Consider the following 17,450-nt stretch of genomic DNA (forward strand, 5'->3'; position numbering starts at 1 on the left):
GTCAGGCAGCCGCCTTACCCGTGCTGCCGGTCCGGATCCGGGAACGCAGCACCTCTCGCGTCACCCGCCGAACCGCCCGACGCGCGCTGACCAGGTCAGTCAGCTCCCGCGACACCCGGAACGACTCCACACGCTCAGCGGCGGCCCACTCCCGCTCGGCCTCCTCGATCAACGCGTCGATCTCGGCAACCTCCGCCGCGATCTCCTCATCCCGCATCACCGCGGAAATGTCCTCATCGACCAGCGGAAACAGCGCGTCAACGGCTTCCGGGCTGGTGATCCTTGCGAACTTCATCGGTCTCCCGTTCGTTGTAGATGATGTCTTGAGACATCGCTATGTCGCAAGACATTAAGGACGTAGCGGGGTCTTGTCAACCCCGTGTCGTGAGACATCTGGGTAAGGTGGACGAGTGGTCGATACGGCTGAGTTGAGTGGCAAACCGCCTGCAAGTCGGCAGGTCGCCGACGCCTTGCGGGCGAAGATCGAGGCGGGGGAGTACCCCGTGGGAGCGCCTCTGCCGCCCTATCGGCAGCTAGCCAGCGAGTTCGACGTAGCCGTGAACACGGCGATCGCGGCTGTGCGTTTGCTGCGCGACCAGGGGTTCGTGACGATCAAGCGGAACGCTGGAGCGCGGGTCCGCGACAGGTCGGCCGACGTGAACGAGAGCGAAGAGCTCCTGGCTATCAGGGAGCATGTCGCGGGCTTGCAGTCCGAGATTGCTGGCGCTGCTCGCCAGCTCGCAGACATCGAGAAGCGTCTGACCGAGTTGCTTCATCGGCAGTCCCAGCATTAGGCGCTGAGCTGCCGGACGAACGTGGCGATTCCGTCGATGATCGCCCCGATCCCGCTGGCGATGCTCTTGGCCCACGTCGCCGCGTCGGCGGGGTGCTTGACGACGATCGCCAAGAGTGCGAGCGCGACCAGGGCGGCGACAACCTTTGGGAGTAGGCCGCTGCCGGTCTTCAGTCCTGGGAGCGTCTGCTTGGCCATCGTGGCTCCTTTCGTCTCGGCTCTCGGCTTTCGAAGCGCCGGTGTTGCTCATGCATCAAGAGTGCGACCAAGCCGGGGTTCTGAGAACTGTCGCGAAAGCGCCCTACTACTGAACTTTCGCCGAACCTGAGGCCCTGAACTTTCACTGAACTTCGGCCCCGGAGGAGGGGCGTTGCGAGCGCTGGAATGGGAGGCTGAGGGCATGGAGTTGAACGGTTCGCCCGCCACGATCGAGCAAATGAAGGCGCTCGCCTTGACCAACTACGGGCACTTCACGTCCATGTTGGTTCAGGACGGCACTGTGAAGGGGCTGTCCCTCCACATGCAACGTCTCGCGCGAGACAGCCGCCAGCTATTCGACGTCGAGCTGGACACCGATCGGGTGCGCGAGTTCATCCGACGCGCGCTCGCCGAGTCGGAACCGGCCACAGTCGTGCGGGTGACGGTGTTTGATCCCGCGTTCGACCTGGGGACCATAGGATCAGACGCTGACCCGCACGTGCTGGTGACGACTCGGCCGGCAAGCCTGGCGACACCTGAGCCCTGGCGCCTGCAAGCCGCGTCGTACCGGCGCGAGATCCCCGCGGTCAAGCACGTCGGGCTGTTCGGCGCACTGCGGAGGCGTCGGGCCGCTCAGCGGGAGGGGTTCGACGATGTCCTGTTCCTGAACCCTGATGGCACGATCTCCGAGATCGCGACCTCGAACATCGGGTTCATCCGCGATGGACGGGTGGTGTGGCCGCGCGCCGAGTGGTTGCAAGGCATCACCATGACGCTGATCAACCAGGCGCTCGATGAGCCCGTGTTGTCGGAGCCGCTGACACTCTCGGACCTTTCGAGCATGGAGGCTGCATTCGCCACGAACGCAGCCACCGGCATCAGGCCGATCGCGTCCGTCGACAGCACGGAATGGCCTACGGATCACAAGATGCTGCACGAGCTGCGGGAGCTGTACGCGGACATCCCTTCCGAAGCTGTGTAAGCGGGTGAGGACAGCCCGCTACGCTCCACAGAGAAGGCCCAGTCCGTGGGGGAGTAGCTAGTGGCAACGGTTCAACGCTGGTCAGGGATCGAGGTGCGCGCGCTTCGCGAGGCGAAGCGCATGAGCATTCGCGAGTTCGCGGCACACCTCGGTGTGAGTGAGCGGATGATCTCGAAGTGGGAGGCAGGCCGGGAGAACATCCACCCCCGCCCTGTAAACCAGGCAGCACTCGACACCTGTTTGGCACGGTCCGATGCCGATACGCGAGCCCGGTTCTCGCACCTGACCGGCGGCTCTCTCGTGCCGGTCGACGCGGCCGGGGAAGCGATGCCCGACCTGATCGGCAGCAGCCGCGTGAGGCATCCGGCAGACGGCAGCACCATGGTGAAGGTCGATGGCAGCGTCTTCCTGTCCGGTCCGAGCAACGAGCCGATCTGGGTTCCCGACTTCTACATCGACGTCTACCCGGTCACGAACGCTCAGTACGCGCAGTTCCTCACTGCGACGGGGCGTCCCGCGCCTCAGCGTTGGAGCGATGAGAACGTGGAGAAGCTCGGCGACCATCCTGTGGTGTTCGTGACCTGGAATGACGCAACGGCCTACGCGGAGTGGGCTGGTAAGGCCCTGCCGACCAGCCAGCAGTGGGAGAAGGCAGCCCGCGGCACCCGGGGAGCCGTCTATCCGTGGGGAGACCAGCCAACGCCCGCCAAGTGCAACGTCCGGGAGAACGGCGTCGGCTCGACCACGCCCGTGGACTGCTACCAGACGGGCATCAGCCCGTACGGCGTCTACGACATGTGCGGCAATGTCTGGGAGTGGTGCTCGACCGAGACGCGCCACGGCCGATACGAGTTGAAGGGTGGGGCCTGGACGAGTCCGTTCGACCGGGCCACGCCCTCGTCCTTCAACGACGCTGCCGCAGCCATGTGCGACGACGACACGGGCTTTCGTTGTGCGACACCGGCCGAGACGCTGGAGATGCTGCTCGCCCGCCAACCCGGTGGCTAGGAGGCAGCGGCCCCGAGGCGGTGTCCAATCCTGTGTCCACAACGGCTCGTGACAGCGTGTGAATCCTGAGACGAGGTGAGACGGGCCGCGCGCCGCGATGGCGTGCGAACAGGCCGTTTGAGACCGCGTGGAACGACTGAGACGCGACCCGTTCTTCTGATAACGAAGAGGTCGGAGGTTCAAGTCCTCCTGGGCCCACCGGACACCATCAGGCCCCGTCTCCTCGCGAAGGAGACGGGGCCTGATTTCGTGCTGGGCGCTCACGCGTCGGGGTGCGGAAACCTGAGCAGTTTCAACGCGGGCCTGCGCCAGCCGGGTCCGATGTCCTCGACCTCGCCGTGGAGCAGGTCGATCATGACCGCGCCGTGGTGCCTGGCGCAGGTGTCCCACACCGACTCGAGGAGATCGACGGCGTAGAGCGTCGCGGGGGCGCCACATCGGACGCACACCCTTCCGTCCGGGCGCTCCGGGTCGACGAGGCCGCTGCCCAGCTCACGCAGGAGCGAGGGATCGACAGCGCTGCCCATCGGCGGTCTCCTCCGCTCGGAATCACATGCCGGGCAAGGATGACGTACCGCTGCTCACCTCTTTGCTCCTGTGATAACTGCGGCTAGTCGCTGCGAATGCGACTAACTGCCATAACTTGCTGTCTTTGTTGTCAAGCGCGCCAGCGGGGTGGACGATCGCGACATACGCAGGCAAGAGTAGGTAAGTGCCCGGTGATCTTGTCCCGACCAAGGATGCCGCGAAAGCCGTCGGAGTCGACCGGCGCACCCTCCAGCGTTGGGTCAGCGAGGGCTCGGTCAAGCCCACGTTGACCACTGCGGGAGGGCACCACCGCTGGAACATCGAGGACCTCAAACGCCAGCTCGACGAGCGGAACCGCAGGTAGGCCCGGGTGTGGTCTGCCTAACGTGTGGGCGCACCTCCTTCCGCCGCTTCGTTAGTGTCCGATGGGGCACCTACGAGTGACGGGAGATGCAGTGATGTTCGGCCGCCTACTGCGCAGGGATGGTCGGCAGGGGGAGCCGGTCACCTTCGACCCCGGGGCGGGGCTGGTCAGCGCCCGCGTGCGGGACGAGAACGGACGTCCGCTGGCGGGCGCCGAGCTCGTGCTGCGGCACCGGCGCACCCAGCGCACCAGCCGTGCGACCTCCGACGACTATGGTCTCGTCGTCTGCACCGCGGCCGCCGGGGTGTACGCCGTGACGATCAGCGCCGGCGGATACCGGGAAAGCGTCCACAACGTCGAAGTCGTGAGCGGCGACCACACCGCGCTCGGTGAGGTCGAGCTGCAGCCGGACGCGAGCCTGCGCCTGCCCGAGCCCGGTGAGTGGGTGCTCGACCCCGACCACACGTCGATCCGGTTCGTGGCGCGGCACATCGGGCTGTCCCTCGTGCACGGCCGGTTCACCAGCTTCCGCGGCAGCATCAACGTGGCCCCGCGGATCGAGGACTCCTCCGTCGAGGTGGTCATCGACGCGGCGAGCATCGACACGGCGGCGCCGAAACGGGACGAGCACCTGCGTTCCGCCGACTTCCTCGACGTCGAGAACCACCCCCGGCTGCACTTCTTCAGCAACCGCGTCACCCGGGCCGCGGGCGACCGCTGGTACCTCGACGGCACGCTGAACCTGCGTGGCGCGAGCCGCGGCGTGCGGCTCGACGCCGGGTACCTCGGCCTGCGCTCGTGGAACGGGGACCGCCTGGGCGCCCGCGCCACCACGGAACTGCACCGGGAGGACTTCACCATCAACTGGCAGCAGACGCTGGCCAAGGGACTGGTGGTGGTCGGGTCGACGGTGGAGGTCCGGCTGGACGTCCAGGCGGTCCGCGCCTAAGCCACGTCCGCGACGACGCAGGCGATGTTGTCCGGACCGCCGCGGGAGTTGGCGAGGTCGACGAGTTCGCGCACCGCCTCCCCGGGATCGGCGACGTCCGTCATCACCTCGCGCAGTGCCGCTGGTTCGAGGGCGGTGTAGAGGCCATCCGAACAGAGGAGGTAGCGGTCGCCGGGCTGGGCGTCGCGGAGTTCGAGATCCGGTTCGGCGGACCCGTCGCTGTGCAGCGCCTTGACGAGGAGGCTGCGCTGAGGGTGTGAAAGCGCTTCCTCGGCGGTGAGGCGTCCGTCGTCGATCATCGACTGGACGAGCGTGTGGTCCTGGGTGATCTGGAAGAAGCGACCGTCGCGCAGCAGGTAGACGCGCGAATCGCCGATGTGCACGAGTGCGAGCCGCGAGCCAGACCGGACGAGCGCGGTGAGTGTGGTCCCGACGTGCTCGCCGAGCTCCCGGACGGCCGTGCCGGCGCGTTCGACCGCGTCGGACAGCGCGTTGAGCAGATCACCGGCGGGAACGGTGTCGTCGAGGGGCTTCAGCGCGTCGATGGCGGCGGCACTGGCCGTGGCGCCGCCGAAACCGTCGGCGACGGCGAGCAGGTTCGGCCCGGCGTAGGCGACGTCCTGGTTCTCCTCGCGGACGAGGCCGCGATCGGTGCGGACGGCGTAGCGGATGGTCAGCGGTGACATGGGTTCGTCCTTCCTCGAGAGGTGGTTCATGAGGAAGGAAGCGAGCTTTTCGCGAGACCGCACATCGGCCTCGACCTCGCGCCAGTAGTCGGCGACCTCGTCCGCGGCCGCAGGTCCGTCCAGTTCACAGACCCGCCGGATCCGGGCCAAGGGCATGCCCAGCCGGCGAAGCCACGCGACCAGCCGGGCCCGTTCGAGCTGTTCGGGCGCGTAGAAGCGGTAGCCGGACCGCGGATCGACGGAAACCGGGCGCAACAGCCCGAGCTCGTCGTACAGCCGCAACGCCTTCGGCGACAGGCGGGACGCCCGCGCGAACGCCCCGATCGTCAGCAGTCCCAAGCTCGCCCTCCTCATGCCACCACCGTGTGGCCTGCCCCGAGGTCAAGGTCAAGACTGCCGTGGTTCCACGTGGAACGGCCAGGGACGACGGGGAACGACGCCGCGACGACCCTGGCCGTAGTCAGTGGGTTACTGCTCGGAGCGCTCGCGCCCCGTCTTCAGTCGGCTACCCAGCCCTCGAACGTGGTATGCCTCGGGTCCGGTAGCATCGTGAAGTCAGCGGAAACGTCGAAAAAGGGGCTTCAGGTGAAGAAGCTGTTGGCGCTCGCGGTGGTCGCGGGTGGTGTGCTGTTCGTTCTCAAGCGCAACAAGGACGCCAAGGCCGAAGCCGAGCTGTGGCGCGAGGCCACCGCCCCCACCGACAAGCCGCTCGGCGCCGTCTCGACGAACGGCACCGCCCCGGCGCGCGCCGCGGGTGCGGGCCAGAACAACTGAAACTCCCCGCGGGTCCGCCCGCGGTCCGGGGCTGTAGCTCAATTGGTAGAGCGCTGCTTTTGCAAGGCAGAGGTCAGGGGTTCGATTCCCCTCAGCTCCACGTAGTGCGATGCCGCCACCGCATCACCGTCGTTCTGGATGGCTCGGCTCGCGTGCTCTCCGGCGTCTCTCAGCTGCCGGCTTTCTGGGTGTTCGCCTAGCGCTCATGTCAACTGTGTGGCCTATCAAAAGTTCGCACCGGCAACACTTCACACTCGCTCAAACTTCACGAATTGAAAATTTCCAACACTCCGGCTCGAGCAGAGGCGGTAGACGTAGAAGGAAATGTGGAGATTCTTGAGTTAGCCGTGTAGCCTGCCAGGGCAGTCGACCTCAGGGGAATCCTTGCTGACCAGAAATAATCTCCAGTCCTTCAAGGCAGCGTTGTCTGCGGCCCTGCGGACTACTAATCAGGCTGACGATGCACTGAGTGAGCGTTTTGTCGAACTCCGCCCGGGGACGGTCGCCACACTGGAGTCGGCTGTCAATCATCTGGTCACCGGACGTCGTGGTGTCGGCAAGTCCACGACACTCGCTGTTCTTCAACGCCGAGCTGAGCGGGCCGGAGCGAGAGTTATTTTCGTGGACGTCGAGCAGCACAAGTCTCGCGAATACCCAGACGTCCTCATAGAGATCATCATGGATGTGCTGGAGGCTATCGAGCCGGGCGGGTGGAAGAAGCCGCAGCGCTTGCTGCGCAAGGAGGTAAAGCAACTCCTCGCGGTCCTCTCCGCACTTCGTGATGCGGGGGTTGAGGTCACTACGAGCACGGAGCGGGACACGACCGAGAAGAGCGATCTCGGCGTCGCGCTCCATGGTGGGGTGGCGAAACAGTACGCAAAGTTGAGCGCGACGGCCGGCGGTACAAGATCGAAGCAGACAAAAACCTCTCATAGATCGACTCAAACACGGAGGAAGGAAGACTTCCTGCGCGACTTGGCCCCAGCGATCTCTCACGCGTTAGAAGATGCTGCCAAGCTCGATGGTCGCAACTCCCTACTGGTCGTGCTGGACGACTTCTATTTCATTGCGAAGGAGACCCAGCCGTTCGTCCTTGATCATCTTCACGGCATCACCAAGCGGAGTAATGTCTGGCTCAAGATCGGTAGTGTGCACTCGAGGACGCAGTCATTTGTTGACGGTGATCCGCCTCTTGGTATGCAGCCACCGCACGACCTCCAGCACCTCTCACTCGACGTTGGTCTTGCTGACTTCGCCACGGCAAAAACGTTTCTCGAAGAGGTAGCGAACGGGGTACTCGGACCGGCAGGGTTCAAGATCCGTGACGTCCTGACCGATACGGCTCGCGAGCGAGCTGTTCTTGTCGCGGGTGGGGCAGTCGCGCGTGACTACTTCGACCTCCTTATCGCCGCAGCGGACGCTGGCTGGGAAGCGACGCAGCGCAGTGACAAGAACGCGGATGCGTTCACAATCGGGGCTGAGCATGTCCAGGCTGCAGCCGGTCTTCGGCTGCAGAGGAAGCAGACTGACCTGCGCAATGACGCGGGGCGTGAAGCTCCGGTGCTGGAGAAGCGGTTTGATGACCTGGTGAAATTTGTTCGGAACCGCAACACGTTCTTCTTCCTGATCCGCCGTGAACATCTCGACACGCCTTGGGGGCAGGAGATCGTCGAACTTGAAGACCTTCGCTTCGTGCATCGCATAGTGACGACCAGGCCGAACACCACCGCATGGCGAGGAGTGGACACAGTAGTTTTCATGGTGGATTTCGCCGCACTGGTGGGAAAGCGGATGCGTAAGGCTCCTGTTGAGTTTTGGAAGCCCGGCAAGTCCGATGAACTGCGTCGGGCAGAGTGGGTGTACGACCCAGATTGGACCAAGACGCCGAAGAAGTTGGTGCAAACGAGGGCTGAAAAGGACGATTCGGAGTTGCTTGAACTGCCCTTCAACAGCTCTGACCGACTGTAGACACGGTTGGCCACCAGCGGGTCACCTGATCCGCTGCTAGACGAGCGCGTGGTGCTGGAGACAGACTCATGAGCCACTTCGCGTGACAAGTGAGGGTCAAAGCGCACTGCACAGCTCGATCGTGCGCCATCTGCAGGTGCACACCGTCCGAACCTCCCGGGACAACCTCGCCAGCTAGGCTGGGGCCGTGACCTGGACAGCTCCCCAAGTCGAGATCTTCTCCGGCTCGACTGCGGCCGACGAGCGGACCATGCTCGCCGGCTACCTCGCCTGGCACCGCAGCGTGTTGTTGCACAAGTGCGCCGGGCTCACCGGCGAGGAGCTGGCCCGCCGCACCGTCCCGCCGTCGTCGCTTTCGTTGCTGGGGCTCGTGCGGCACATGGCCAAGGTCGAGCGCATCTGGTTGCGTGAGCGGTTCGCGGCCGAGGGGGTCGAACGGCTGCACCCCGGCAAGGACGTCGACTTCGATGACGCCGATCCCGCCGACGCCGCCGCGGACTACGAGCGGCTGCTGGAGGAACAGCGCCTCGCCGACAAGATCTTCGCGAGCGCCGCCCTCGACGACACCTTCACCCACGACGGCCAGGTCTTCTCCGTGCGCTTCCTCTACCTCCACCTCATCCAGGAGTACGCGCGCCACAACGGGCACGCCGACCTCCTGCGTGAACGCACCGACGGGGCCACCGGCGCTTGAGCAAGCGGCGCAAACCAGCCGAACCCGTGCCGGGCCTCTACCCAGTGCGCTTCGGCACCGCGGAACTCCTCGCCGACGCCGACCGGCCCGGCGGGTGGCTGCTCAGCGTCGACGGCGTCGCACAGTCCTATGTGGACATCGACGATCCCCGGCACCTCGAATTCGACTACATCCGGCGGATGGCCGACGTCGTCGACGCGCTCGACCGCGGGCCGCTCGACGCGTTGCACCTCGGCGGCGCCGGCTGCACCCTGCCGCGCTACATCGCCGCGATGCGGCCCGGTTCCCGCCAGCTCGTCTTCGACGCCGACGGGCCCCTCATCGAGCTCGTCCGCGAGCACCTCGACCTGCGCAGCGTGCCGCAACTCCGCGTGCGCATCTCCGACGGCCGCGAGGGGGTCGCGACGCGGCACGACGACTCCGCCGACCTCGTCGTCGCCGACGTGTTCAAACAGTTCAGCATGCCCAGCGAAATCGCGACCGTCGAATTCACCGCGGACGTCGCCCGCGTCCTGCGGTCCTCGGGTGTGTACCTGATGAACATCGCGGACGGTCCGGGCCTGCTGTTCACGCGCCGCGTCATCGCGACGATCGCCGAAGTCTTCCCGCACGCGTTGATGCTCGCCGAACCCGGCGTCCTGCGCGGCCGCCGCTACGGCAACATCGTGCTCGCCGCGTCGATGAACGAACTGCCCGTGCGGGCCGTCGCCGGCCGGGCGGCGTCCGCGGCCTTCCCCGCGCGCTGCCTCGCCGGCGACGACCTGAAATCCTTCCACGGCAAAGCGAAACCACTCACCGACGAGAACCGGATGACCGCTCCGGTACCGCCGCCGAACTCGTTCAGCTGAGCAACGCCGCGAACCGCTCCGCCGACACGTTGCCGCCGGAGATGATCACGCCGACGCGCTTCCCCGCCGCGCGCACCTTCCCGGTCAGCAACGTCGCCACCCCCACGGCACCGCTCGGCTCCACCACGATCTTCAAGCGGTCGAACAGGAACCGCATGGCCTCGACGATCTCCTCGTCGGTCACCGTCGTGATCTCCGAAACCAGTTTCCGGTTGATCTCGAACGTCTGCTCGCCGGGCTCGCTCGTCGCGATGCCGTCCGCGATCGTGCGCGGCACGTCGATCCGCACCCGCTTCCCGGCGGCGAGGGACTGCCGGTAGTCGTCGCCCTCTTCGGGCTCCACGCCGATCACCTTGATGCCCGGCCGCAACGCGGTCGCCGCCGTCGCGCTGCCCGCCATCAGCCCGCCGCCGCCCATCGGGGCGATCAGGACGTCGAGCTCGCCCGCGTCCTCCAGCAGTTCCAGCGCCGCGGTGCCCTGGCCCGCCATGACGTCCGGGTGCTCGTACGGCGGGATGATCGCCATGCCGCGCTCCCCGGCGTACTCCCCGGCGAGCGCCGCCCGGTCGTCCCGGTACCGGTCGAAGCGCCGCACCTCAGCGCCGTACCCGAGCACAGCGTCCACTTTGGACGTCGGCGCGTCCTCCGGCATGAAGATCGTCGCCTTGGTCCCGAGCAGCGCCGCGCTCAACGCGACCGCCTGCGCGTGGTTCCCCGACGAGTACGCGCACACGCCGCGCCCCAACTGCTCCGGGGACAACCGGGAAAGCGTGTGGTACGCCCCGCGGAACTTGAAGGCGCCCACGCGCTGGAAGTTCTCGCACTTGAGCAGCACCCGCGCGCCCACGCGGTCGTCCAGGGTGCGGGAGGTCAGCACGGGGGTGCGGTGGGCGATGCCGGCGAGCCGGGTCGCGGCCGCGCGAATGTCGTCGAGGTTCACTCAGACAGCATGTCAAAGTGCTGGACTGACCGTCCATGGCTTTACTGTCGGCCCATGCGTCGACTCGCGCTCGCCCTCGGCACCGCCGCCGTGCTGGCCGGCTGCTCGCAACCGCAGTCCGCCGCGCCCGCCCCCTCCAGCGCGCCTCCGCCCGCCACCACCGCCGCGCAACCGCCGCCCGATCCGCAGCCGACCGGTCCCGGCCCGTGCCCGTACCTGGAGACCTCGTTCGTCGCGGACGCCAACGGCCAGCACGTGTCGAAGGTGCAGACCTCCGCCGACAAACCGCATCCGGCGTGCTTCTTCTACGCCCGCAGCGGCAAGCTCCAGCTGACCGTCCGCGTGTACGTCGGTGACCCGGCGACCGCGAAGGCCTTGGTGGACAAGGCGGCACCCGTGAACAGCAGTAATCCCGCCACGGACCCCGCGGGCTGGGAGGGTGGCTACCAGGCGACGGCGGCCGGCGCGGTGTACGCGGTGGCGAAGGCGGGCACGGCGGTCGTGGTCTCGACCGACCAGACGCAGACGGTCAAGGCGAGAACCGTTGCGAAGCAAACAATTTCTTCACTCGGGCTTTAGCACCCAGTGGCTGAAGTGGCCACTTGATCTTGTACTACGCTGACCCCCACCTGCGGCCGGGGAGGACCAGCACCCGGTCTCGGCGTGCCAAGGGCCGCAGCGAACCTCCGTGTACCTCGAAGTGAAGAAGGACAGACACCAGTGGCTGACACCCTCAAGGAAATCCTGCTCGACTCCAGCAGGCGTCCGGCTGTCGTGAGCGACCTGGAGACCCTGGTCGACCAGGAGGTCTCGGACAAGGGCGGCGTTTCCGGTGCCGTGATCAAGACCGGTTTCGCCGCGGTCAAGAAGATCAAGCCGGGCATCATCGGGTCCGCGGTCGACAGCCTGCTGGACGACTTCACCGCGAAGCTCGAGCCGTTCTACGCCGACTTCAAGGGCCAGGGCGGCGGCGACTTCGGCGCCTACCTGTCGAGCCGGGGCGACCAGGCGGCCGACGCGCTGCTCGAGGTCACCGACGCCCGCGCCGAGAAGAGCAGCCGGGACAGCATCAAGAAGGTCTACTCGAAGCTGCGCCCGAACGGCAAGAAGAACGTCGAGGAAGCGCTTCCCCGCCTCGGCCAGCTGATCGACAAGCACGCGGCCAACGCCTGAGCCGCGGCTGCGCACGCCGAAGGCCGCCTCCGGGAGGGTTCCGGAGGCGGCCTTTCGCGTTGCTCAGCCCTGTTTCGGCGCCGGCGACGGCGTCGAAGCCTGACCGTTCGTGGCCGGCTTCGGGTCCGCCGGGGTCGGCGTGGCCTTCGGGGGCTCGGTGGCGACCGGCGGCTGCTCCTTGGCGCGCAGCGCGTAGGCGGCGGCCGCGGCGGCCAGGCCGATGCCCAGCAGCCAGGGCCAGCGGCGGCGCTTGCGCTCACCCTTCGCCGCGGCCTTGGCCTCGGCGACCGCGACCTTGAACTCCTTCTTCGCGGACTTGAAGTCGCGCTTGGCCTTGCGCTTGGACTCGCCCGCGGCCTTGGCGGCCTTGATCGCGGCGGCACGCGCCTTGCGGCCCGGCGCCCGCATCTCGGCCAGCCGGGCGGCGGCCTCCTTGCGCGCCTCGGCGCTCGCCCTGGCCAGCTCCTTGCGGGTCTGGCCCGACTTCTTGGCCAGCTCCTTGCGCTTCTGCGCGCCGGCCTTGGCGAGCTCCTTGCGTGCCTTGCGGCCCCGCTTGGTGGCCTCCTTGCGGAGTTCCTCGGTGTTCTCGGCGAGCAGTTGCTCGGCCGCCTGTGCCGCACGGGCCGTCGCTTCCGCGCCCACCTTGCCCGCCTCCACGGCGCGCTCACGCAGGCCCAGCAAGCCGGTCCGCACCGACTCGCCGACCGAGTCTGCGGCTCGGGTCATGGCCTTCACCTCGTCAATCGTTGCGTCTTCGGATGTATCCCCGGCATCTATCCTGCCCGTTTCCGCCGGATCTCGCTGCGGATGGCACGATGAGGCGCGTGACTGAGAGCAACGAATCCCCCGTGGGGACGAAGGTGCGCGCCGTGCTGCACACCAACCACGGTGACATCCGGCTGAACCTCTTTCCCGATCACGCGCCCAAGACCGTGGCCAACTTCGTGGGCCTGGCCGAAGGGACGAAAGAGTACACCCAGCCGAACGCCAAGGGTGGCAAGTCGGGGCCGTTCTACGACGGTTCGATCTTCCACCGCGTCATCTCCGGTTTCATGATCCAGGGCGGTGACCCGACGGGCACCGGCCGCGGCGGTCCCGGCTACCGCTTCGGCGACGAGTTCCACCCGGAGCTGCAGTTCAACCGCCCCTACCTGCTCGCGATGGCGAACGCGGGCCCCGGCACCAACGGGTCCCAGTTCTTCATCACGGTGGCGCCCACGACGCACCTGAACTTCAAGCACACCATCTTCGGCGAGGTCGCGGACCAGGACTCGCAGAACGTGGTGGACACGATCGCCAACACCGCGACCGGTGTCGCCGACCGCCCGCTCGCCGACGTGGTCATCGAGAAGATCGACATCGAACGCTGAATACGCGGGTAACGTGGGCGGCATCGTGAACGAGCCGATACCGCACACGCCGCCCGCCGCACTGCCCGGCTGCTGGTGGCACCCCAGCCGCCAGACCGGGCTGAGCTGCACCCGCTGCGGCCGGCCTGCGTGCCCGGACTGCCTCCGCGAGGCAGCCGTCGGTGCCCAGTGCATCGACTGCGTGCAGGCCGGCCGGCGGGAGCACGAGACCTCCCGCCGGCAGCACCGCGCGCTGGGCCACGGCGCGCGGACGATCGCCGGTGCCCGGGTTTCCTCCCGGCTAGTCGTCACGCCGGTGCTCATCGCGCTGAACGTGCTGGTCTACGCCATCACGGCGGTCGAGGCGCACGACCCGATGAACAACCGGTTGTCGAGCCTGTTCAACGCCTGGGTGCTGTGGCCGCCGGGAATCGCGGGCGGCGAGTGGTGGCGCCTGCTCACCGCCGGGTTCCTGCACTACGGGCCCATCCACCTCGTGGTGAACATGTTCTCGCTGTGGATCATCGGCCGGGAGCTGGAGGTGCTCCTCGGCAAGGTCCGCTACCTCGCGCTGTACGGGCTGTCGCTGCTGGGCGGCAGCGTGCTCGTGTACCTGTTCGGCGCGTTCGACGGGCCGACGGCCGGCGCGTCCGGCGCGATCTACGGGCTGCTGGGCGGCATCCTCGTCGCGGTGCTGCGGCTGCGGCTCAACCCCGTGCCCGCGATCGGCACGATCGTGCTGAACCTGATCATCACGGTGACGCTGCCCAACATCTCGCTGTTCGGGCACCTGGGCGGGCTCGTCGTGGGTGCGCTGGCCACGGCGGCGCTGGTGTACGCGCCGGAGAAGAACCGCGTGGCCTGGCAATCGGGTGCGCTGGCCGTGCTGCTGGTGGCGCTGCTGGGGGTCTTCTTCCTGCGTGACGCCCAGCTGGCGAGCGTCGTGTGCACCGGGTCCGGAGCGGGCCTGCAGTGCTCAGCGCCGTAGGGCACCCAGCACGTCGAGCACGTCCCGGGGGTCGGTGCCCAGCTCCAGCCAGCCGAACACGAACAACTGCTCGCCGACGGAGATCTCCAGCGTCGTGCTGTCCCTGCCGAGGCGCCGCGTGCTGCGCAGCCTCGTGTGCGTCTCGGGCCAGCTGAACTCGTGCACGCCGCCGGTGGTCCGGATGCGCACGCCCCTGTCGTCGGCCGCCAGCCGGGGCCGGACGAACAGCCCGTGTGCGGACAACGCGGCGAGGACGACCGCCGCGACCCCGAACAGCACCGCTCCCATCCGATCGGGGGAGAAGACCGCACCGGCGAGCGCCGCGAGGGCGCCGAGTAGCGCGACCGCCACCAGAGCCGGCCGTGGGGCCCAGCTGGAAGGGTTATCCACAGGAGTTATCCACAATGGGGATGAGTCACAGTGGTGTAATTCGGTGTCAATAGGCCGAGCGGGTCAACATCGAAGCCGACCTAGCGCCACCGCATCGTCATCAGCAGCCCGGAGATCATCAGCGCGAAGCCGATCGCGAAGTTCCAGTTGCCGAGGTCGGCCATGAACCCGATCTTGTCGCCCGCGATGTAGTTGACCACGAGCCAGGCGAGCCCGATGACCATGAGCCCGAACATGACGACCTTGTAGACCGGGTGCGACGGTCCCGCGGCACGCACCTTGACCGGGGTACGCCGGTCGGCGGGCGGGGTATACGCCGTCTTCTTGCGGACCTTGGACTTCGGCATCGGGACCTCGCGTACTCGACAGGAACTCGCCGGTGGCGCGCGGGTTCAGCGCGCAACCACGTCTACCTCCACACGTTAACGTAAGCAGGCAGTGGAGAGGAGCGTGCGTGGCGATACTGGAAGCGCCGCCGGCCGGATCGTCGCGCGGGCGCGGCGGCCGGGTGGTGCGGACCATCGGCGAACTGCTGATCACGGCCGGTCTGGTCGTGCTGCTGTTCGTGGTCTACGAGCTCTACGTCACCGACCTCTTCTCCGCGCAGAAGCAGGCCAGCGCGACCGCGGACCTGGACCAGGACTGGGCGCAGGGCCGCGAGCTGCATTCGGAGCTGATCGACGGCAAGGCGTTCGCGAAGCTGTACATCCCCAGCTTCGGCGCCGACTACCACTTCACGATCCAGGAGGGCACCGACGCCGCCGCGCTCGAGGTCGGGCCCGGGCACTACAAGGGCACCGCGCTGCCGGGGGAGCCCGGCAACTTCTCGGTCGCGGGGCACCGGGTCGGCAAGGGCGCGCCGTTCAACGACCTCGACCTGCTCAGCTCGTGCGACGCGATCGTCGTCGAGACCCAGACCGACTTCTTCGTCTACCGCGTGCTGCCGCACAGCGACGAGCTCGCGAACTGGGCCAACGGCAAGGGGAAGCAGCCGCAGTGCGCGAAGGTCAGCACCCTGCGCACGGACGCGCCCGGCGGCGGTGCCTACGGGCAGACCGTCGGCCGCGAGGTGGTGAACCCGGACCAGGGCGACGTCGTCGCGCCGGTGCCGCACCAGCCCACCGACGTGCTGCCCGCCGCGCAGCAGGTCGCGCTGCTCACCCTGACCACCTGCCACCCGCAGTTCTCGGACAAGCAGCGGCTCATCGTGCACGCCGTGCTGACCAACCAGTTCCCGAAGACACCCGGCGCGACCTACGCACAACTGCTCCAGGCGATCGGAGGGGCCTGATGTACTCCTGGATCTGGCGGCACCTGCCGGGACCGGTGGCCGCGAAGCTCGTCCTCGCGGCCATCCTGGTCCTGGCGGTGGTGGCGCTGCTGCTCTTCGTGGTGTTCCCCTGGCTGGACCCGCTGCTGCCGTTCAACCAGGTTTCCGTCACCGGCGGCTGACGCGCACCATCTCGTCGCGCTCGACGACCTTCACGCGCTCGCGGCCCTGCGGCTCGCCGAGCGAGCGCTCGTGCGCGTCCAGCTTGCCCCAGCCCTCCCAGGTGGTGAACGGGACACCGCGCTCGGTCAGGAAGGCCAGGATCGCGTCCGGGTCGTCGTGCTTCGGGCGGGCCAGCGAGTCCGCGTCCGCGAGCAGGTTCGCGATCGTCTCGGCCGCGTCGCCCTTGGTGTGCCCGATCAGGCCCACCGGGCCGCGCTTGATCCAGCCCGTGACGTACACGCCGGGCACCTGGTTCTCGTCCATGTCCAGCACGCGGCCGCCCTTGTTGGGCACGGTGCCGGTGCCGTGGTCGAACGGGACCTCCGTCAGCGGTGAGGACAGGTAGCCGACGGCGCGGTAGACCGCCTGCACGTCCCAGTCGTGGAACTCGCCGGTGCCGCGGACGTTGCCGTCGCCGGTCAGCTCGGTGCGCTCCGTGCGGAGGCCGGTGACCCGGTCCTCGCCGAGGATCTCCGTCGGCGAGTGGAAGAAGTGCAGGTGCAGCCGCTTCGGCCGGTCGCCCTGGTCGCGGATCGCCCACTCCTGCAGCGTCTTCACGACCATGTCGACCTGCTTCGAGGACCGGATCGCGGCCATCGAACCCTCGTCGAACTCGATGTCCTCCGGGTACACGATGACCTCGACGTTCGGCGAGTGGTCCAGCTCCCGCAGCTCCAGCGGGGTGAACTTGGCCTGCGCGGGACCGCGGCGGCCGAACACGTGCACGTCGGTCACCGGGCTGGCCTTGAGGCCCTCGTAGACGTTCGGCGGGATGTCGGTGGACAGCAGCTCGTCGGCGGTCTTCGCGAGGATGCGGGCGACGTCGAGCGCCACGTTGCCGACGCCCAGCACGGCGACGCTGGTGGCCTCCAGCGGCCAGGTGCGCGGCACGTCGGGGTGCCCGTCGTACCAGGAGACGAAGTCGGCGGCGCCGAAGCTGCCGGGCAGGTCGATGCCCGGGATCTCGAGCGGGCGGTCGCTCATCGCGCCGGTCGCGAAGATGACGGCGTCGTAGTACTCGCGCAGGTCGTCGAGCTTGATGTCGGTGCCGTAGTCGATGTTGCCGAGCAGGCGGATCCCCGGCCGGTCCAGCACCTTGTGCAGCGCGGTCACGATGCCCTTGATGCGCGGGTGGTCGGGCGCCACGCCGTAGCGGATCAGGCCGAACGGTGCCGGCATGCGTTCGAAGAGATCGACGCTGACCTCGGCTTCGGACTTGTCGAGGATGTCGGCGGCGTAGATGCCGGCCGGACCGGCGCCCACGATCGCAACACGAAGAGTTCGGCTCACCGTTCCACGGTAAAGTGAGGTGACCCTAACTATCAC

The 17,450-nt window shown here is 67.6% G+C and carries 24 protein-coding genes and 1 tRNA gene; 16 read left to right on the forward strand and 9 right to left on the reverse strand.

The annotated features are described in order from the left end of the window. Window position 1 precedes the first annotated feature (1 nt). Window positions 2–295, reverse strand: a complete 294-nt coding sequence (locus BMZ92_RS13075; RefSeq protein ID WP_091506687.1) for a hypothetical protein — start codon at window positions 293–295, stop codon at window positions 2–4. 115 nt (window positions 296–410) lie between these two features. Between BMZ92_RS13075 and BMZ92_RS13080 the strand changes: the two genes are divergently transcribed. Then, window positions 411–794 carry a GntR family transcriptional regulator gene (locus BMZ92_RS13080; RefSeq protein WP_091506689.1) on the forward strand — a complete coding sequence of 128 codons (384 nt, stop codon included), beginning with the start codon at window positions 411–413 and terminating at the stop codon, window positions 792–794. Here the strand turns inward: BMZ92_RS13080 and BMZ92_RS13085 are convergent. Then, entirely contained in the window at window positions 791–991 is a 201-nt protein-coding gene (locus BMZ92_RS13085; protein ID WP_091506692.1) for a hypothetical protein, read from the reverse strand. The genes BMZ92_RS13080 and BMZ92_RS13085 overlap by 4 nt on opposite strands. Before the next feature lie 172 nt (window positions 992–1,163). Between BMZ92_RS13085 and BMZ92_RS13090 the strand changes: the two genes are divergently transcribed. Then, window positions 1,164–1,973 (forward strand): aminotransferase class IV family protein, encoded by an 810-nt coding sequence (locus tag BMZ92_RS13090; protein ID WP_245783031.1) that lies wholly within the window; start codon window positions 1,164–1,166, stop codon window positions 1,971–1,973. A gap of 60 nt (window positions 1,974–2,033) precedes the next feature. After that, the gene (locus tag BMZ92_RS13095; RefSeq protein ID WP_091506696.1) at window positions 2,034–2,981 is read left to right on the forward strand and encodes an SUMF1/EgtB/PvdO family nonheme iron enzyme; all 948 of its coding nucleotides are present in this window, start codon (window positions 2,034–2,036) and stop codon (window positions 2,979–2,981) included. Window positions 2,982–3,241: 260 nt separating this feature from the next. Here BMZ92_RS13095 and BMZ92_RS13100 read toward each other — a convergent pair whose 3' ends face one another. Continuing rightward, window positions 3,242–3,508: a hypothetical protein gene (locus tag BMZ92_RS13100; protein ID WP_091506698.1), complete on the reverse strand. Its 267-nt coding sequence runs from the start codon at window positions 3,506–3,508 to the stop codon at window positions 3,242–3,244. 185 nt (window positions 3,509–3,693) lie between these two features. Between BMZ92_RS13100 and BMZ92_RS13105 the strand changes: the two genes are divergently transcribed. Next, window positions 3,694–3,873, forward strand: a complete 180-nt coding sequence (locus tag BMZ92_RS13105) for a helix-turn-helix domain-containing protein (protein WP_091506700.1) — start codon at window positions 3,694–3,696, stop codon at window positions 3,871–3,873. 94 nt (window positions 3,874–3,967) lie between these two features. Further along, window positions 3,968–4,822: a YceI family protein gene (locus BMZ92_RS13110; protein WP_091506702.1), complete on the forward strand. Its 855-nt coding sequence runs from the start codon at window positions 3,968–3,970 to the stop codon at window positions 4,820–4,822. On the opposite strand, the gene BMZ92_RS13115 is transcribed toward BMZ92_RS13110, so the two are convergent. After that, window positions 4,819–5,862 carry a MerR family transcriptional regulator gene (locus tag BMZ92_RS13115; RefSeq protein ID WP_245783032.1) on the reverse strand — a complete coding sequence of 348 codons (1,044 nt, stop codon included), beginning with the start codon at window positions 5,860–5,862 and terminating at the stop codon, window positions 4,819–4,821. The genes BMZ92_RS13110 and BMZ92_RS13115 overlap by 4 nt on opposite strands. A gap of 231 nt (window positions 5,863–6,093) precedes the next feature. On the opposite strand from BMZ92_RS13115, the gene BMZ92_RS13120 reads away from it, so the two are divergent. From BMZ92_RS13120 to BMZ92_RS13140, 5 genes are all read left to right on the forward strand, one after another. Then, window positions 6,094–6,282, forward strand: a complete 189-nt coding sequence (locus BMZ92_RS13120) for a DLW-39 family protein (protein WP_091506707.1) — start codon at window positions 6,094–6,096, stop codon at window positions 6,280–6,282. A 27-nt stretch (window positions 6,283–6,309) separates the two neighbouring features. Next, window positions 6,310–6,382: transfer RNA gene (locus BMZ92_RS13125), tRNA-Ala, on the forward strand. Window positions 6,383–6,903: 521 nt separating this feature from the next. Beyond that, on the forward strand, window positions 6,904–8,250 hold the full coding sequence (locus BMZ92_RS13130; protein ID WP_091506710.1) for a hypothetical protein: 1,347 nt from the start codon (window positions 6,904–6,906) through the stop codon (window positions 8,248–8,250). A 187-nt stretch (window positions 8,251–8,437) separates the two neighbouring features. Next, on the forward strand, window positions 8,438–8,944 hold the full coding sequence (locus BMZ92_RS13135) for a DinB family protein (RefSeq protein ID WP_177228668.1): 507 nt from the start codon (window positions 8,438–8,440) through the stop codon (window positions 8,942–8,944). Then, complete coding sequence (locus tag BMZ92_RS13140; RefSeq protein ID WP_245783033.1) at window positions 8,941–9,792, forward strand: spermidine synthase; 852 nt, start codon at window positions 8,941–8,943, stop codon at window positions 9,790–9,792. The genes BMZ92_RS13135 and BMZ92_RS13140 overlap by 4 nt, the downstream gene beginning before the upstream one ends. On the opposite strand, the gene BMZ92_RS13145 is transcribed toward BMZ92_RS13140, so the two are convergent. After that, entirely contained in the window at window positions 9,785–10,732 is a 948-nt protein-coding gene (locus BMZ92_RS13145; RefSeq protein WP_091506716.1) for a pyridoxal-phosphate dependent enzyme, read from the reverse strand. The two genes, BMZ92_RS13140 and BMZ92_RS13145, sit on opposite strands and share 8 nt — an antisense overlap. A gap of 54 nt (window positions 10,733–10,786) precedes the next feature. Between BMZ92_RS13145 and BMZ92_RS13150 the strand changes: the two genes are divergently transcribed. Then, on the forward strand, window positions 10,787–11,311 hold the full coding sequence (locus BMZ92_RS13150) for a DUF2020 domain-containing protein (RefSeq protein ID WP_091506718.1): 525 nt from the start codon (window positions 10,787–10,789) through the stop codon (window positions 11,309–11,311). A 141-nt stretch (window positions 11,312–11,452) separates the two neighbouring features. Beyond that, window positions 11,453–11,905, forward strand: coding sequence for a DUF6918 family protein (locus tag BMZ92_RS13155; protein ID WP_091506723.1), 453 nt, complete (start codon window positions 11,453–11,455; stop codon window positions 11,903–11,905). A 63-nt stretch (window positions 11,906–11,968) separates the two neighbouring features. On the opposite strand, the gene BMZ92_RS13160 is transcribed toward BMZ92_RS13155, so the two are convergent. Then, window positions 11,969–12,631: a hypothetical protein gene (locus BMZ92_RS13160; RefSeq protein WP_091506725.1), complete on the reverse strand. Its 663-nt coding sequence runs from the start codon at window positions 12,629–12,631 to the stop codon at window positions 11,969–11,971. 89 nt (window positions 12,632–12,720) lie between these two features. On the opposite strand from BMZ92_RS13160, the gene BMZ92_RS13165 reads away from it, so the two are divergent. Further along, a complete protein-coding gene (locus BMZ92_RS13165; RefSeq protein WP_091506727.1) occupies window positions 12,721–13,275 on the forward strand; it encodes a peptidylprolyl isomerase in 555 nt (184 codons plus the stop codon). A 25-nt stretch (window positions 13,276–13,300) separates the two neighbouring features. Then, on the forward strand, window positions 13,301–14,242 hold the full coding sequence (locus BMZ92_RS13170; protein WP_177228669.1) for a rhomboid family intramembrane serine protease: 942 nt from the start codon (window positions 13,301–13,303) through the stop codon (window positions 14,240–14,242). Here BMZ92_RS13170 and BMZ92_RS13175 read toward each other — a convergent pair. Continuing rightward, window positions 14,231–14,593 carry a PH domain-containing protein gene (locus BMZ92_RS13175; protein WP_245783034.1) on the reverse strand — a complete coding sequence of 121 codons (363 nt, stop codon included), beginning with the start codon at window positions 14,591–14,593 and terminating at the stop codon, window positions 14,231–14,233. The genes BMZ92_RS13170 and BMZ92_RS13175 overlap by 12 nt on opposite strands. A 119-nt stretch (window positions 14,594–14,712) precedes the next feature. Next, window positions 14,713–14,979 (reverse strand): cell division protein CrgA, encoded by a 267-nt coding sequence (gene crgA / locus BMZ92_RS13180; RefSeq protein WP_091506732.1) that lies wholly within the window; start codon window positions 14,977–14,979, stop codon window positions 14,713–14,715. A gap of 107 nt (window positions 14,980–15,086) precedes the next feature. Between crgA and BMZ92_RS13185 the strand changes: the two genes are divergently transcribed. After that, on the forward strand, window positions 15,087–15,923 hold the full coding sequence (locus BMZ92_RS13185; RefSeq protein ID WP_091506734.1) for a class E sortase: 837 nt from the start codon (window positions 15,087–15,089) through the stop codon (window positions 15,921–15,923). Then, entirely contained in the window at window positions 15,923–16,084 is a 162-nt protein-coding gene (locus BMZ92_RS37370; protein WP_091506736.1) for a hypothetical protein, read from the forward strand. The genes BMZ92_RS13185 and BMZ92_RS37370 overlap by 1 nt, the downstream gene beginning before the upstream one ends. Here the strand turns inward: BMZ92_RS37370 and BMZ92_RS13195 are convergent. After that, window positions 16,071–17,387 (reverse strand): FAD-dependent oxidoreductase, encoded by a 1,317-nt coding sequence (locus tag BMZ92_RS13195; RefSeq protein WP_091506737.1) that lies wholly within the window; start codon window positions 17,385–17,387, stop codon window positions 16,071–16,073. The two genes, BMZ92_RS37370 and BMZ92_RS13195, sit on opposite strands and share 14 nt — an antisense overlap. Window positions 17,388–17,450 lie beyond the last annotated feature (63 nt).

It is taken from the genome of Amycolatopsis sacchari (assembly GCF_900114035.1).
GTDB lineage: Bacteria > Actinomycetota > Actinomycetes > Mycobacteriales > Pseudonocardiaceae > Amycolatopsis_E > Amycolatopsis_E sacchari.